Origin of the sequence: Aeromonas dhakensis, assembly GCF_002285935.1 — a bacterium.
Lineage (GTDB): Bacteria > Pseudomonadota > Gammaproteobacteria > Enterobacterales > Aeromonadaceae > Aeromonas > Aeromonas dhakensis.
This window is the reverse complement of the sequence record NZ_CP023141.1, coordinates 4,591,508-4,606,912: the sequence shown is the minus strand read 5'-3', so window position 1 is coordinate 4,606,912 and position 15,405 is coordinate 4,591,508. Positions and strand designations below refer to the sequence as shown.

Here is a 15,405-nt window from a genome sequence, read left to right as displayed (position 1 = left end):
GGCATCAGATGTTGATTTTGATCTAGTTAGCCCGGAAGTTCGTGAAAATGGCGGATATGTGCCGCTGTCGCGCCGTCTGGGGTATGCTATGTCGGTCAGATCTGTCGTCATCAAGAGGAAAAGTGAAATGAAAGCCAAGGTCAGCTGGGTGGAAGGCATGAAGTTTGTGGGCGAGAGTGAGTCCGGTCACCAGGTGATCCTGGACGGCGCCAACCCCGGCGAGGGTGCCAGCCCGATGGAGATGATCCTGCTGGCGGTGGGGGGGTGCAGCTCAATTGATGTGGTCTCCATTCTGGAGAAGGCGCGTCAATCCGTGACCGCCTGTCATGTGGAGCTGGCCGGAGAGCGGGCTGACTCGGTGCCGCGGGTGTTCGAGAAGATCCACCTCAACTTCGTGGTGACCGGCAAGGGGTTGGCCGAGAAACAGGTGGCCCGTGCGGTGGATCTGTCGATGGAAAAATATTGTTCAGTTTCCCTGATGTTGGAAAAAGCGGTAGAAATTACCCATAGTTATCAAATTGTTGAAGCCTGATAGCCGTGATTATTCCGATCGAATAACGCCATGACATAAGGAAAGTGCAATGAAAAAAATGATAGTGTTGCTCCCCCTGCTGGGACTGGCGGCCTGCAGCATGCCGCAGCCGACCCAATACCAGTTCAGCCAGTACCAGTGTGGTGAAGAGATGCTGGCCGTGACCTATGACGCCCAGGCCGACATGGTGCAGTTCCCCTATGCCGGCGTCTACCACAAGCTGGGCCGAGTCGAGGCGGAGTCCGGTGCCAAGTATTCCGACGGTGTCACCACCTTCTGGAACCAGGAGAAGCAGGCCATCCTCAGCCAGAAAGGGGTAACCCTGCTGACTTGCCAGCGCAAGTGACTGTCATGGTGTGATCGCAACGGCCTGCTTGATGCAGGCCGTTTTGCATTCAAAGGAAGGGATCAGCGGGTGGGCAGGGAGTCGAGCATCTTGGCGGCCAGCTGCCGGCTCAGCTGCTGACGATCCCCTTCGGCGATGGCCACGTCGCTGGCCAGGGAGATGGCGCTGCTCCACACCGCCTGCTGGGTACGCCGGTCGAGCAGCACGATGGCCAGGGTTCCCTTGCGGGCATCGGCCTTGGCCTGCAGCCCCGGCGTCATGCCGAGGCGGGCGAAGATCTCGCCGTCGCTCAGATCCTTGCTGCCGGCCACCCCGATGGCGACCCAGAGGTCGGCCTCGTCGAGGGGCACGCTCTGCCACCCCTTGCTGCCCAGCGCCTGGTTGACCGCCTGCTGGACCGGCTCCAGCCAGCCCTCGGCGCTGTCGCCGGCATACTGGAACTGCTCGGCCAGCGCATAGCGCGGCGTCGCCCCGAACGGCCAGCTGGCCGCCGGGCGCACCACCATGGTGCCCGCCTCCAGGGTCGGTGCAGCGGGGCCGCTGCTGCAGCCGCCCAGCAGGGCGGCCAATCCCACAGAGATAAATGCTAACCGCATCGTCAGCTCCTTGGCTCAGGTGATCTTGCCGGTTTCGAGCAGTTGCTGGATCAGCGGGCGCAGGATCAGCTCCATTGCGAAGCCCATCTTGCCGCCCGGCACCACTATGGTGTTCATCCGTGACATGAAGGACCCGTCGATCATCGACAACAGGTAGGGGAAGTCCACCTGCTTGATGCCGCGAAACCGTATCACCAGCATACTCTCGTCCAGGCTCGGGATCACCTTGGCGCTGAAGGGGTTGGAGGTGTCCACCGTCGGCACCCGCTGGAAGTTGATGTGGGTGCGGGAGAACTGGGGGGTAATGAAGTTGATGTAGTCGTCCATGGAGCGGACGATGGAGTCGGTGACCGCCTCGCGGGAATGGCCGCGCTCCGAGGTGTCGCGAATGAGCTTCTGGATCCACTCCAGGTTGACGATGGGCACCACCCCGATGAGAAAGTCCACGTGGCGGGCCACGTTGTGATCCTCGGTGACCACGCCGCCGTGCAGCCCCTCGTAGAACAGCAGGTCGGTGTCGTTCGGCAGGTTCTGCCAGGGGGTGAAGGTGCCCGGCATCTGGTTGAAGGGCACCGCCTCGTCGAAGCTGTGCAGGTAGCGCCGATACTGGCCGCTACCGTTCTGGCCGTACTCCTGGAAGAAGCTCTCCAGCAGGCCGAAGTCGTTCGCCTCGGGACCGAAATAGCTGATGTGGCGCCCCTGTTCGCGCGCCTTGCGGATCGCCACGTCCATTTCCGGGCGGGTGTAGCGATGAAAACTGTCCCCTTCCACCACGGCCGCCTGATATCCGAGCTGATGAAACATGGAGCGAAAGGCGATGGTGGAGGTGGAGGTGCCGGCACCGGACGAACCGGTAACCGCAATGATGGGATGCTTGGCCGACATAGAATTCTCTCTTCCTTGGGAGTTTCCGTTATAAGGGCATGTTCCGAGTACGGTCAAGTGTGCGGTCTGACAGTACCGCCGCGCAACTGCTTCGCTGGCGTGCCAGCATCGGCGGCAGACAAAAAAGGGCTGCCATGGCAGCCCTTGCGACAAACAAGAGAAAAACTACTCTGCCTGCTTGTTGCTGGCCGCAGGCTTGATCCCCACCAGCACGGCCCCCAGCAGGATAAACAGCACCCCGAGCGCCTTGCCCGGCTCCAGCGGTTCGGCGAAGAGCGGAATGTTGACCGCCAGCAGGTAGACCAGCGCATAGCTGGTGCTGAGCAGGGGGTAGGCGATGTTGAGCGGGGTGGAGTGCAGCGCCGCCAGCCAGCAGAGCAGCGACAGCACATAGCAGCCGATGCCGGCCAGGATCACCAGCAGCGGCAGCGGATGGGCCAGCATCAGGGCGAGATCCGGCTGCCAGGCCGGCAGCTGGATCGCCCCCCACTTCATGCCGAGCTGGGCCACCGTTACCAGCACTATGCTGCCGAGCACGTAGAGATACCCCTTCAGCGCCTGCTGATGACCGCCGCTCATAGCAAACCTCCCAGCAGCAGGGCGCCCACTATGATGGAGCCCACCCCCAGCCAGTTGTGATAGCTGATCTGCTCGTGAAAGAACAGTCTGGAGCCCACCAGCACCAGCACCAGATTGATGCTGAGCATGGGGTAGGCCATGCCGAGCGGCAGCCGTTGCAGCAGGTAGATCCACAGCAGCATGCCGCTGCCGAGGGCCGCCACGCTGGCGATGAGCCAGGGAGAACGCAGCTTCTGCCAGTGGTTGCGGGGCCGGCGCTGCCAGCTGATGACCGCCTGCTTTTGCAGCATCTGGCCGCTGCAGGTCAGCAGGCACACCAGCAACAGCAGCAGTATGTCCATCACTGGGCCCCGTGGTAGATGAGCAGGGTCAGCCGGTGGCTGACGATGGTCTCGTCGGCAGGGGGCACCGGGCCTGTGTTGCCGTCGCGATCCGTCTTCATCAGCAGGGCCACCTGGCCATTTTTGCGCGCCTGTGCCAGCCAGGCCGGGAAGTCGGCGCGGGCCACGTAGCGCCCCGCTGCATCCGGGTAGCCGAGGCCGTAATGGACCTCCCCCTTGCTGTCGAACAGGTTGATCTCGCTGCGCCGGGTGCCCCAGGCGAGGGAGGAGGCCAGTCCGACGTCGTTGGCCAGCAGGGTGCCTGACTTCATCAGCACGGCCTGGTTGGCCTCGATGAAGCGCTCCGGCAGCTTGGAGTCGATCAGCGATTGCGGCAGTGCCCAGGGCAGGCCGATGGCCAGCACCATGGGGCAGAGCGCGCTCAGGGTCCAGCGCTGGCTGATGGCCTTGAGCTGAACGAAACCGAGCAGACTCCAGCCGGCGAAGATGACCATGGCCACCGCCAGCGCACCGTGATCCTCCTCGCCGTAGACGGCGTGGCGGGGGGAGAAGGCCAGCACCGCCATCACGATCAGGCAGATGAGGCCGAACAGGCCGTTCAGCCAGGCGTTGACCTTGAAGGCCCGCTCTTTCCCCTCCTTGAGCAGATCGATGGCGCTGGCGGCCATCAGCATGGCCAGCGGGGCGAAGCAGGGCAGGATGTAGGTGAGCAGCTTGCCCTTGGCCACGCTGAAGAAGAGGAAGGGCAACACCACCCAGGCCAGCAGGTAGAGGGTCTCTGGGTTTATCTTGCGCTCCTGCCAGCCCTTGCGCAGGGCGCCGGGCAGCAGGCCGAGCCAGGGCAGGGTGCCGAGCAGCCCCATGGGCAGGTAGTACCAGAACGGCGCCTTGTGCTGGGCGTTGTCGGCGGCGAAGCGCTGGATGTGCTCAATCCAGAAGAAGTAGTGCCAGTAGTCCGGCTCGCGCAGGTGCACGGCGATGGCCCAGGGGGCTGCCAACAGGGCCGCACTCAGGATGGCCAGCGGCCCGAAGCGCACCAGCTCGAGCAGGCGGCGCTGATAGATGACGTAGGGCACTATGACCACCACCGGCACCGCCAGGGCGATGAAGCCCTTGGTGAGAAAGCCCATGCCGCAGGCGAGGCCGAACAGCAGATAGCCGCCGATCCGGCTGGCAAGGGAACCCTCCTTGCGGATGATGTAGAAGCTCACCATGGCGGCGTTGAGCCAGAGGGTCACCATGGCGTCCAGTACGCTGTAGGTGCCGATGCCGTAGACGATCAGCAGCGACAGATAGATGAGCCCGGCGAGAAAGGCCTTGCGCCGGCACTGCCACAGCTGCAGGGCGAACCAGAAGATGAGTACGGCACTGAGGCCGGTGGCGGCGGCCGAGGCGAAGCGCACGGCGAAGTTGGTGTCACCGAACAGCTGCTGGCTGATGCTGTTGAACCAGTAGCCGGCGATGGGCTTCTCGAAGTAGCGCAAGCCCAGGAAGTGGGGGACCACCCAGTCTCCGGTGCTCACCATCTCCCGGCTTATTTCGGCGTAGCGGTTTTCGTCCGGGCTCCAGAGCGGCCGCTGGTCGAGCGGCAGCAGGTAAAAGAAGAGAAAGAACAGGGGCAGGGCCCACTTGGTCAACGTCATGACATCCTCTGTTGCATGGTGTGATTAGCGCGATGGTTAGTCCTGCCACCCGAAGTGGCGTCATTCATCTCAGGCCTCGGCCTTGCAGCCGAGCCAGCCCTCCCGCCCGGGCAGGGTGCCGCGCACCAGCCGGCCGGTCGGCAGCGTGGTCGGGTCGGATGGTAACAGATCCCCGAGCGGCACGAAGCGTATGCCGCGCGCCCTGGCTTCGCCGAGCAGGGCATCGAACTGATCCGCCATCACGATCCCTTCCACTTCGGCATGGATGGTGTAGACGTGGAGGCCCTGCGCCGGCGGGGTCGCCAGCTGATCCAGCAGGAAACGGTTGAAGCCGTCGACCGTCACCTGATGACCCACTACCTCATCGAAGGTGGGCAGGTTGACCGGGATCTGCGGGGTGCCGGGGCGGCCATCCTGCAGCAGGGGCCGAAACAGGCCGCTGCCGCGACAGTCGCTGTTGTAGCGAAAGCCGAACTGCTCCTTGGCCTGGGTGGTAAGCGGGTCGGCCCGCCAGCCGGCGGCGGCGGAGCAATCCACTTCGCGCCCCAGGATCTGGTTGAGTGCATCTACCCCGAGCCGGGTCTGACGAATCAGCTCGGCTTCGTCCCAGCGGCCGGTGTTGGCCTGCCAGCCGTGGTGATCCCAGGCGTGCAGCCCCACCTCGTGACGGGCGCTGTCGGTGTCGCGCATCAGGGAGCCGAGCTGCTTGCCGATGGACTTGCCGGGCCAGGCGGTGCCGGCCAGCAATATGTCCAGCCCATAGAGGGATGCTGCGTTGGAGCGCAGCATCTTGAGCAGAAAGCGGGGTTTTAGCAGGCGCCACAAGTGGCGCCCCATGTTGTCCGGTCCGACCGAGAAGAAGAAGCTCCCCTTGACCTGATGCTTGTCGAGCAGTTGCAGCAGGCGGGGCACCCCGTCACGGGTCCCCCTGAAGGTATCGACGTCGATCCGCAGACCTACCTCAGTCATGCTCGACTCCCGTGGTGACCGCCCCTTGCAGGAAGAAGTCGAGGGTGTTGCCTATGGTCTCTTCCATCTCGATGGTCGGTTCCCAGTCCAGCAGGCGGCGGGCATTGGCGATGCTCGGCCGGCGGTGGGAGACGTCCTGATAGCCATCGCCGTAGAAGGATTTGCTCTCCACCAGCTTGAAGCCGGCAAACGGCGGGAACTGGTTGCGCAGCGGGTGAGCCTCGAACTTGGCGAGCAGGATCTCGGCCATCTGCTGGATGCTGGCCTCGTTGTCCGGGTTGCCGATGTTGATGATCTGGCCGTCGCAGCGGTTCCCCTTGTTCTCGATGATGCGGAACAGGGCCTCGATGCCGTCCTCGATGTCGGTGAAGCAGCGCTTCTGGGCGCCACCGTCCACCAGCTGGATCGGGGTGCCGTCCACCAGGTTGAGGATCAGCTGGGTGATGGCGCGGGAGCTGCCGATGCGGGCGGAGTCCAGGCTGTCCAGACGCGGGCCCATCCAGTTGAAGGGACGGAACAGTGTGAAGTTGAGCCCCTCTTTCTTGCCGTAGGCCCAGATGACGCGGTCCAGCAGCTGCTTGGAGACCGAGTAGATCCAGCGCTGCTTGTTGATGGGGCCGACGATGAGGCGGGAGCTGTCTTCATCGAAGCTGTGATCGTCGCACATCCCGTACACCTCGGAGGTGGAGGGGAAGATGATGCGCTTGTGGTACTTCACGCAGTAGCGGACGATCTTGAGGTTCTCCTCGAAGTCGAGCTCGAACACGCGCAGCGGGTTGCGGGTGTACTCGATGGGGGTGGCGATGGCCACCAGCGGCAGGATCACGTCGCACTTCTTGATGTGATACTCGATCCACTCGGTGTGGATACTGATGTCCCCCTCCACGAAGTGGAAGTTGGGGTGACCGATGAAACGATCCACCGCGCTGGAGCCGATGTCGAGGCCATAGACCTCGTAGCCGCCATCCTGGAGCAGGCGCTCGGTCAGGTGGTTGCCGATGAAGCCGTTGACGCCGAGGATCAGCACCCGGGTCAGCCGCGCCTTGCGCAGGGCATTGCTCGCCTTGGCGCCGACCTTCATCCCTTCGACCAGCCCCAGTTCACGGGCCAGCTGGGCGCCGCGCACATAGAGCCCCCCTTCGGCCTGACCGGCCACGATCTCCAGCACTCCTTCACCGCAGGCGATGCGCAGCGGCTCCTGGCTCAGGATGGTGCCCGGCTGCTTGTCGCTCTGCTGGGCCAGCCAGTGGCTCTTCCACACCGTCAGCTTGCGATCACCGGCGAAGCTGAAGGCGCCCGGGTAGGGCTGGGTGACGGCGCGCACCAGGTTGTGCAGTTCGCGGGCCGGGCGGTGCCAGTGCAGCTCGCCATCGGCCGGGGTGCGGCGGCCATAGTAGCTGGCCTTGCTCTCATCCTGCGGGGTGAGGCGGATGTCGCCGGCGCGCAGCTTGGGCAGCTCCTGCTCCAGCAGCGCCCGGGCGGCGAGACGCACCTTGCCGTGCAGGGTCAGCGCGGTGTCGTCGTCGGCAATGGCCACCGCCTGCTGGGCGACGATGGCGCCGGCATCGGGCTTGGCGGTCATCTGGTGCAGGGTGATGCCGGTCTGGGTCTCACCGTTGACCAGGCACCAGTTGATGGGGGCGCGGCCGCGGTAGGCGGGCAGCAGGGAGCCGTGCAGGTTGAAGGCGCCGACGGTCGGGATGTCGAGGATCGCCTGCTTGAGCATGTTGCGGTAGTAGAAGGAGAAGAGGGCCTGGGGCGCCATCTCCTGAATGCGCTCGATCCAGAGCGGGTGGTTCACGTCCTCGGGGGAGTAGACCGGCAGGTTGTGCTCGGCGCAGAGCTGGGCGACCGAGCCGAAGAAGCGGTTCTCGCCAGGATCATCGGCGTGGGTGAAGACGGCCTGGATCTCGTAGCCTGCCTCGAGCAGGGCCTCGATGCCGGTGCAACCGATATCGTGATAAGCAAAGACGACGACTTTCATTGTTCAGCTTCCTGTTGCGAAGGGGTGGTGGCGGTGCGCACGATCCGGTGGATGAAGTAGCGGGGACGGGCGCGCACGTCTGTGTACATGCGGCCTATGTACTCTCCCAGCAGCCCCATGCCCAGCAGCTGCACGCCGACAAAGGTGAAGAGAATGGCAAAGAGGGTGAAGACGCCATCGGCGGCCCAGTCGGCGCCCAGAATGAGGCGCATCAGGATCAGCAGGATGGAGAAGGTAAAGCCGATGCCCGCCACCACGCTGCCGACGATGCTGAGCAGACGCAGCGGGGTGGTGGTCATGCAGGTGACCAGGTCATACATCAGGTTGATGAGGTGCATCAGCCCGTATTTGGACTCGCCGTGGGCACGCTCGGCATGGCCCACTTCCAGCTCTATGGTGCGGCGGGCGAAGCTGTTGGCCAGGATGGGGATGAAGGTGCTGCGCTCCTGGCAGCAGAGCATGGCGTCGATGATGTGGCGGCGATAGGCGCGCAGCATGCAGCCGTAGTCGCTCATGTGCACGCCGGTGGCCTTTTGCACCGACTTGTTGATGAGCTTGGAAGCGGTCTTGCGAAACCAGGAGTCCTGGCGGTTGCGACGCATGGTACCCACCACGTCATAGCCCTGCATGGCGGCCTCCACCAGGCGGGGGATCTCCTCCGGCGGGTTCTGCAGATCCGCGTCCAGGGTGATCACCAGATCCCCCTTGGCGGTCTCGAAGCCGGCCATGATGGCGGCGTGCTGACCGTAGTTGCGGTTGAGCAGCACCCCGACCAGCTTGCTGTCCTCGCGGGCGGCGGCTTCGCTGATGAGCTCGGTGGAGCCGTCGTGGCTGCCGTCGTCGATGAGGATCACCTCGTAATCCTGCGACAGCTGATCGCAGGCGGCGGTGACCCGGCTCAGCAGCACGGGCAGGCTGGCCTCCTCGTTGTAGACGGGGATGACCACCGAAACCAGCTTGATGTCAGTGTTGTTCACGTTTGGTTACTCCAATATGTCGATAAGGGCCGCGACCACGCGGTCAACGTCGGCCAGCGTCATGTCCGGGAAGAGTGGCAGGGTGCACAGGCGTGAGGAGTTCCACTCGGTATGGGGCAGGCTGAGGGTCGGGTAGCGTTCGCGGTAGTACTTCTGGGTGTGGGCTGCCCGAAAGTGCAGACCGGTGCCGATGCCACGCTCCTGCAGCGCCTGCATCAGCTGGTCCCGATCGAGGCCGCAGCGCTCGGGGTCGACCCGCACCATGAACAGGTGCCAGGCGTGCAGGTGGGGGTAGCCGGGCACGGCGAGGGGTGCCAGCGGCAGACCGGCCAGCCGCTCCTGGTAGCGGGCCACCAGTTCGGCCCGTTTCGCATTGAGCTCGGGCAGGCGTGCCAGTTGCACCAGGGCGATGGCGGCGTTGATGTCGGCCAGGTTGTACTTGAAGCCCGGGGTGATCACCTCCGCCTGCGGCTTGCGGCCCAGGCTCATGCGATCAAAGGCATCCACGCCCAGGCCGTGGAATTTGAGCATCCGCACCTTGTCTGCCAGCGCCTTGTCGTCGGTTACCAGCATGCCCCCTTCGGCGCAGGTCATGTTCTTGATGGCGTGGAAGGAGAAGATGGCGGTGCCGCTGGCGCCGATCCAGCGCTCCCGATAGCGGGTGCCGACCGCGTGGGCGGCATCTTCGATGACCGCAATGCCGTGCCGGCCGGCCAGCTCGAGGATGGGGTCCAGGTCGAGGGGGGCGCCGGCATAGTGCACCGGGATGATGGCCTTGGTCCTGGCGGTGATGAGCGGGGCGATCAGCTCGGCGCTGGTCATCAGGGTATCCGGGTCCACGTCGACGAAGACCGGCTCGGCCCCCAGCAGGGTGATGATGTTGATGGTGGAGACCCAGGTCTGGGAGGGGGTGATCACCTCGTCTCCCGGGCCAATGCCCAGCGCCATCAGGGTGACGTGCATACCGGCGGTGGCGGAGCAGAGGGCGACGGCATGCTGGCAGCCGAAGGTATGGCAGAATTGCTGCTCCAGTTCATGATTCTTCGGGCCCGTGGTGATCCAGCCCGATTTCAATACATCACAGACAGCACTTATCTCGGCATCGCCCATGGCTGGCCGTGAAAATGGCAGAAAATCTTGCATATGAGATCCAACAAAGAATATTAATCAGCGCCCATAAAATTGGGCTCCCCCAAACTGTTTTACTCAACATACGGATATAAAAGCGGGCCTGCAATGGTCCAGAAACAGCTGGTAACAATTAACTGGTGCGGACATCTTAGGTAGTGTGATAAATATTTATAACCCCCCAAACCTAATGTTTTTCCAAATTACAAATTCTCTGACATTCTGGTTGTATCAATATGAACATTACTGTATTTGGAAGTGGCTACGTGGGCCTGGTTCAGGCCACCGTGCTGGCCGACGTCGGTCACCAGGTCATCTGTGTCGATGTCGATGAACAGCGGGTGGCTGCCCTGATGGACGGTCATGTCCCTATCTATGAACCCGGGCTCGACACCCTGCTGCAACGCAACATCAAGAGCGGCGCCCTGGTGTTCACCACGGATGCCGTACAGGCCGTCGAACACGGTGATGTGCAGTTTCTGGCGGTGGGGACGCCACCGGGGGAAGATGGCTCCGCCGATCTCAGCCACGTGCTGACGGTGGCCGAAACCATTGCCCGGCATCGTGACCGGCCCGTCATCATAGTCAACAAGTCGACCGTGCCGGTGGGCACCGCCGACAAGGTGACCGCCAGGGTGAAGAGCATCCTGCAGCAGCGGGATCAGTCGTTCGCCTTCGACGTGGTCTCCAACCCCGAATTCCTGAAAGAGGGCTCCGCCATCCAGGACTGCCTGCGGCCGGATCGCATCGTGGTGGGCACCGCCAACGAGGCCTCCCGCCAGCTGATGCGCGAGCTCTACGAGCCGTTCAACCGCAACCACGACCGCATCCTGTTCATGGATGTGCGCAGCGCCGAGCTGACCAAGTACGCCGCCAACTGCATGCTGGCCACCAAGATAAGCTTTATCAACGAGATGGCCGGACTGGCCGAGCGGGTCGGCGCCGACATCGAGATGGTGCGCCAGGGGATAGGCTCGGATCAGCGCATCGGCTATCAGTTCATCTACCCGGGTTGTGGCTATGGCGGCTCCTGTTTTCCCAAGGATGTCAAAGCCTTGCTGGCCACGGCCCAGGAGCTGGAGTACGACACGCCGCTGATCCGGGCGGTGGAGCGGGTCAACGAATTGCAAAAATCGCGGCTGTTTCAGCTGCTGTCGGCGTTCTTCCGCTCCGAAAGGGAGACCCTGGCCGGCAAGACCATCGCCCTGTGGGGGCTGGCGTTCAAGCCCAACACGGACGACATGCGCGAGGCGCCGAGCCGGGCCCTGATGGAGGCGCTGTGGCAGGCCGGTGCGACCGTGCAGGCCTATGATCCCGAGGCGATGCAGGAGGCCCAGCAGATCTACGGCAACTGCGACAAGCTGCGCTTGATGGGCACCAAGGAGGCCGCATTGTTTGGGGCCGATGCCCTGGTGATCTGCACCGAGTGGAACCACTTCAAGGCTCCCAACTTTGCCGCCATCAAGCAGGCGTTGAAGCGACCCCTGATCGTGGATGGTCGCAATCTGTTTGATCCGGGCCGCATGAAAGATCATGGGTTCCATTATTACGCCATCGGCCGGGGCGAATCGGTAATGAAATAACATCTTGTCATATTGGGCCGCCATCAATAATCACTGTGTGGCGGATTAATCTGCTGGATATTGGCTGCAGCGAGATATTGCTCTCACTATTTTTATGGTGAGGGCGAGTTTTGTCATCATAATTTAATATTGTGAACCGCTTCACTTTATTTATTCTATTTTGTCGATATGACCCGGCGCTTAATTATTGCGGTCACCCTTGTCGTTATCCGCTATCGGGGAGAGAGAACAGGCCGCGCCAGGGGCGCAGGGTGTTTGCAGAACCGGCATGAACAAGATCCAGCAAGGTGGCAGCAATGCCAGTCAACATGGCCCTGCGCAGTTGCGCAGGGCCATGTTGTTTTATCGGGTGCAGGGAGATCCGATGGGAACAGACAGGGAGAAGGGCGGCCAGGGTGGCAGGCCCGCAACGGCGATGGGCAGGCTATTGCGGTAGGTCGTCCACCTGCGCCCTGTCGAGGGTCGCCTTGGGCACTATGTTCACGCTTTCGTGCAGCTCGCTGTACACGATCACCGCCACGCCCTGCTGCAGCTGAGCTCTGACATCGTCGACCTTGTCGGCCAGACTGACATCCTGTTCGCCATACTCGGTGCCTTCCTGCAGCACGAAGTGCTCGAGCAGGTTGTTGAGGGTGTCTGCATCCAGCTCTTGCCAGGGGATTATCATGGTTTCATCTTCCGTTACCAGAGAGCGGGTATTGTCTATCTGCGGTCGGCCAGCGCAAGGGATTTATCTGGCCGCCCGCCGATGAGGTGAGAGAGTGGCCGCCATGGCTACCGGCCCGTACCTTGAGTCTGCTCCTGCAGCCACTGGCTAATCCGCTCCTCCAGCCAGAATCTTGGCCGCCAGGGCGTGCCGTGCAGGAAGCCCACGTGGCCGCCCCGCCGGCTCAACTCGTAACGCACCATGGGGGAGAGCTGCTCCGCCTGCGGGATCACCGCCTCGGTCATGAAGGGATCGTCGGCGGCGTGGATCACCAGGGTGGGGATGGGGATCTGCGCCAGCATCCCCAGGCCCGAGCAGCGCTGGTAGTAGTGATCGGCGCTGTCAAAACCGTGCAGCGGCGCCGTGACCTGCTCGTCGAAGTCGCGCAGGGTGGTGATGGCGCGCACCTGCTGCGGCTGCCAGCGGGCGCTGGCCGCCGCCTGCCGCCGGATCTTCTGCTGCAGGTTGTGGCGCATGGTGCCCAGCAGATAACGCTGATAGACCCGCGAGAAGCCCTGATTGACCCGATCGGCACAGCTGTCCAGCCGCAGCGGCGCCGAGATCACCACCGCCGCCGTCAGCTCGCGCGGGCAGGCGCGCGCCAGCAGATTGACCAGCATGTTGCCCCCCAGCGAATAGCCGATGGCGATGAGCGGCTTGCCGGGAAAGCGGCGGCCGAGTTCGGCGATCACCGCCTGGGCATCCTCGATGGCACCGGAGTGATAGGCCTGCAGCAGCCGGTTTGGCTCGCCGCTGCAGCCGCGAAAGTGCATCAGCACCGCCTCGTTGCCCTGGCGTTGCAGGTGGGCGAACAGCCCCTTGGCATAGTGGGAGTGAATGCTTCCCTCCAGCCCGTGAAACAGCACGATGAGCGGTCGCTCATCCCGGCTGATCTCGCCGCTCCAGGCGAGATCGACGAAGTCGCTGTCCGCCAGCTCGAAGCGCTCGGCCACGAAGCGGGCCGGCTGGCGGCGCAGCCACTTGGGCAGGATGGTTTGCAGGTGGGGATTGCGTGCCCACCAGGGGGCGTGAAAGTGGCTTTCGATCAGCATGCTGGGTCCGGGACAGAAAAGGAAACGGCGAGCAGCCGGGCTGCTCGCCGTCGGGATCAGGCCGGCAGGCTGTCGTGGTGCTCGGCACCGCGCAGCATGGCCTGGATCAGCTCGTTGGCTTCAAACTTGGTCAGCGCCTCGTGAGCACCCACCTGGTGGGCCCGCTCCACGCTTATCTCGCTCGAGAGCGAGGTGTGCAGGATGATGTAGGCCCCCGCCAGCTTGGCGTCGCTCTGCACCTCGAAGGCCAGCTCGTAGCCGTCCAGCCCCGGCATCTCGATGTCGCTCACCAGGATGTCGATGGGAGTCTTCTGGGCGGCCCGGGTCTGCATCAGGGTCAGCGCATCCTTGCCGTTGGTGCACACCTCGTAGGGGATGTTGATGTAGTCCAGCGCCGCCATCAGCTGGCGGCGGGCGACCGAGGAGTCATCCACCAGCAGGATCCGCATCGGCTTGATCCGCTCCCGCTGTACGTCGGTCAGCACCGGGTAGAGGTGGCTGGGGTCGTCCGGGTAGACCCGGGAGAGGATCAGCTCCACGTCCAGCAGCTGGATCAGCTGGTCATTGACCCGTGTCACGCCGGTCACGAACACGTTGTGGCCGAGGGAGGCGGGGGGCGGCGCTATGTCGCGCCAGTTGCATTCGGTGATCTTGTCGATGCCGCGCACCAGAAAGCCCACCAGGGTGCGGCGGCAGTCGGTGATGATGATGAAGCAGTGCGGCATCTCTTCCTGGCTGATCGGGCGATAACCCACCGCCATGGCCATGTCGATCACCGGGATGGTAGTGCCACGCATGCTGGCGGCACCGAGCACGGTCGGGTGCGAGTGCGGCATGGCCGTCAGCTGGGTGTAGGGCACTATCTCTTTTACCTTGAGGGTGCCGATGGCGAAGGATTGCTTGGCCGAGAGATGAAACAGCAACATGCCCTGGGATTGGTTGGCCTTGCTTTTCATGGCAGATGTCCTGTGAGTCAAAACGGTATCAGTCGATTCAGGCCCCTAGCATAAAGGATTATAGGAGAAATGGCCCTTCCGTTATTAACGACCGTTTGCCGTAAAACTGGACTCATTTCATCCATTTATTGCGGCGATCCGCCCTGGTGCGAACCGCCGGGGGCCGAGCTGCGAGGGGGCGGTCAGACCGCGAGCAGGGTTGCCAGCGGGCAGCCGAGCCACTGCTGGCAGGCGCAATCGAGGGTGCTCTCATCCTCGTAACCGAGTTTGCTCGCCACCTGAGGAGCCTTGCTGCCGCTCTTGAGCAGACGCACCGCCTGCAGCAGCTGCCACTGCGCCCGCAGGGCATCGGCCGCTAGTGCCGGCTCGCTGAGGCCGCGCTGCGCCAGCGCCTGCTGCCATGCCTCGTTGCCACCAGCCAGGCCAGCGGCCAGCCCCTGCCAGGCAGTCTGCAGCGCAACATCCGCCTGCGGCTGGATGGGGCAGCCCTGTAGCTCGTCCAGCAGTACCTGCAGCCGGTGACCGTAGGCGCCGTGCCAGTCGCGGGGGCGTTGCCAGTCGGCCAGGCTGTCGAACAGGGGATCCAGCAGCGGGCCGGGTTGCAGCCAGCCCGCCTGGGCGGGCTGGTCGACACGCACCGAGCAGGTCAGCAGATCGTAACGGCAGCCGGCCAGCGGGCTGAACGCGGCCAGGGCATCGGCACAGAGCCAGAAGTGGTTTCCCGCCGTCAGCAGCAGCTCATGGGCGCCGAGTCGCAGCAGTGCCGCACCCCGTGCAATCCGCAGCAGTTGCCCTGTCGGCACGCGTTTGCGAACGCCGACTTGCAGATGGGGGGTGAAAAAATGCTGATGTTCGATGGCGTGATGCATGTAAAAACCCTGATATGATGCTGCCCGGAGGTAACAAAAATGGAAACCAGACGTAAAAAACGCTTCATTGCCGGGGCTGTTTGCCCGGCGTGCGGCAAAATGGACACCATGATGCTGTATATGGAGCATGGAGTCGAGAAGGTGACCTGCGTCGAGTGCGGGGACACCCAGGTGCAGACCGAGGCCGAGGTGGCCAAGGTAACCCGCGAGACCGAGCAGGTGATCGGGGTGTTTCGCCCGGAATAATGGAGGGGCAGAG

Annotated in this window: 17 protein-coding genes; 4 read left to right on the top strand and 13 right to left on the bottom strand. The window is 63.4% G+C overall.

Annotated elements, in window-relative coordinates:
• Window positions 1-127: 127 nt before the first annotated feature.
• Window positions 128-532: an OsmC family protein gene (locus tag CK627_RS21315; protein ID WP_005304045.1), complete on the top strand. Its 405-nt coding sequence runs from the start codon at window positions 128-130 to the stop codon at window positions 530-532.
• Window positions 533-581: 49 nt separating this feature from the next.
• A complete protein-coding gene (locus tag CK627_RS21310; protein WP_017763891.1) occupies window positions 582-878 on the top strand; it encodes an MliC family protein in 297 nt (98 codons plus the stop codon).
• Window positions 879-940: 62 nt separating this feature from the next.
• Here the strand turns inward: CK627_RS21310 and CK627_RS21305 are convergent, their stop codons facing one another.
• From CK627_RS21305 to arnB, 9 genes are all read right to left on the bottom strand, one after another.
• A complete protein-coding gene (locus CK627_RS21305; protein ID WP_010634906.1) occupies window positions 941-1,474 on the bottom strand; it encodes a DUF4136 domain-containing protein in 534 nt (177 codons plus the stop codon).
• 15 nt (window positions 1,475-1,489) lie between these two features.
• Window positions 1,490-2,359 (bottom strand): phosphoribulokinase, encoded by an 870-nt coding sequence (locus CK627_RS21300; RefSeq protein ID WP_010634905.1) that lies wholly within the window; start codon window positions 2,357-2,359, stop codon window positions 1,490-1,492.
• Window positions 2,360-2,524: 165 nt separating this feature from the next.
• Window positions 2,525-2,938, bottom strand: a complete 414-nt coding sequence (gene arnF, locus CK627_RS21295; protein ID WP_095593333.1) for a 4-amino-4-deoxy-L-arabinose-phosphoundecaprenol flippase subunit ArnF — start codon at window positions 2,936-2,938, stop codon at window positions 2,525-2,527.
• Window positions 2,935-3,279, bottom strand: a complete 345-nt coding sequence (locus CK627_RS21290; protein WP_095593332.1) for an EamA family transporter — start codon at window positions 3,277-3,279, stop codon at window positions 2,935-2,937. The genes arnF and CK627_RS21290 overlap by 4 nt, the downstream gene beginning before the upstream one ends.
• Window positions 3,279-4,922: a lipid IV(A) 4-amino-4-deoxy-L-arabinosyltransferase gene (gene arnT / locus CK627_RS21285; RefSeq protein ID WP_095593331.1), complete on the bottom strand. Its 1,644-nt coding sequence runs from the start codon at window positions 4,920-4,922 to the stop codon at window positions 3,279-3,281. The genes CK627_RS21290 and arnT overlap by 1 nt, the downstream gene beginning before the upstream one ends.
• Window positions 4,923-4,991: 69 nt before the next feature.
• Complete coding sequence (arnD, locus tag CK627_RS21280) at window positions 4,992-5,891, bottom strand: 4-deoxy-4-formamido-L-arabinose-phosphoundecaprenol deformylase (RefSeq protein WP_095593330.1); 900 nt, start codon at window positions 5,889-5,891, stop codon at window positions 4,992-4,994.
• On the bottom strand, window positions 5,884-7,875 hold the full coding sequence (gene arnA, locus CK627_RS21275; RefSeq protein ID WP_095593329.1) for a bifunctional UDP-4-amino-4-deoxy-L-arabinose formyltransferase/UDP-glucuronic acid oxidase ArnA: 1,992 nt from the start codon (window positions 7,873-7,875) through the stop codon (window positions 5,884-5,886). Before arnA ends, arnD begins: the two co-directional genes overlap by 8 nt.
• A complete protein-coding gene (arnC, locus tag CK627_RS21270; protein WP_025202153.1) occupies window positions 7,872-8,852 on the bottom strand; it encodes an undecaprenyl-phosphate 4-deoxy-4-formamido-L-arabinose transferase in 981 nt (326 codons plus the stop codon). Before arnC ends, arnA begins: the two co-directional genes overlap by 4 nt.
• A gap of 6 nt (window positions 8,853-8,858) precedes the next feature.
• Window positions 8,859-9,995, bottom strand: a complete 1,137-nt coding sequence (arnB, locus tag CK627_RS21265; protein WP_095593328.1) for a UDP-4-amino-4-deoxy-L-arabinose aminotransferase — start codon at window positions 9,993-9,995, stop codon at window positions 8,859-8,861.
• 221 nt (window positions 9,996-10,216) lie between these two features.
• Here arnB and CK627_RS21260 point away from each other — a divergent pair, with 221 nt between their 5' ends.
• Window positions 10,217-11,563 carry a UDP-glucose dehydrogenase family protein gene (locus CK627_RS21260; protein WP_095593327.1) on the top strand — a complete coding sequence of 449 codons (1,347 nt, stop codon included), beginning with the start codon at window positions 10,217-10,219 and terminating at the stop codon, window positions 11,561-11,563.
• A gap of 424 nt (window positions 11,564-11,987) precedes the next feature.
• On the opposite strand, the gene CK627_RS21255 is transcribed toward CK627_RS21260, so the two are convergent.
• From CK627_RS21255 to CK627_RS21240, 4 genes are all read right to left on the bottom strand, one after another.
• Entirely contained in the window at window positions 11,988-12,230 is a 243-nt protein-coding gene (locus tag CK627_RS21255; RefSeq protein ID WP_005304010.1) for a YheU family protein, read from the bottom strand.
• A gap of 107 nt (window positions 12,231-12,337) precedes the next feature.
• Window positions 12,338-13,321, bottom strand: coding sequence for a hydrolase (locus CK627_RS21250; RefSeq protein ID WP_095593326.1), 984 nt, complete (start codon window positions 13,319-13,321; stop codon window positions 12,338-12,340).
• A gap of 56 nt (window positions 13,322-13,377) precedes the next feature.
• Window positions 13,378-14,277 carry a chemotaxis protein gene (locus tag CK627_RS21245; RefSeq protein WP_005304001.1) on the bottom strand — a complete coding sequence of 300 codons (900 nt, stop codon included), beginning with the start codon at window positions 14,275-14,277 and terminating at the stop codon, window positions 13,378-13,380.
• A gap of 182 nt (window positions 14,278-14,459) precedes the next feature.
• Entirely contained in the window at window positions 14,460-15,146 is a 687-nt protein-coding gene (locus tag CK627_RS21240; protein WP_095593325.1) for a hypothetical protein, read from the bottom strand.
• A 39-nt stretch (window positions 15,147-15,185) separates the two neighbouring features.
• On the opposite strand from CK627_RS21240, the gene CK627_RS21235 reads away from it, so the two are divergent.
• Window positions 15,186-15,392: a YheV family putative zinc ribbon protein gene (locus tag CK627_RS21235; RefSeq protein ID WP_010634894.1), complete on the top strand. Its 207-nt coding sequence runs from the start codon at window positions 15,186-15,188 to the stop codon at window positions 15,390-15,392.
• Window positions 15,393-15,405: the final 13 nt, after the last annotated feature.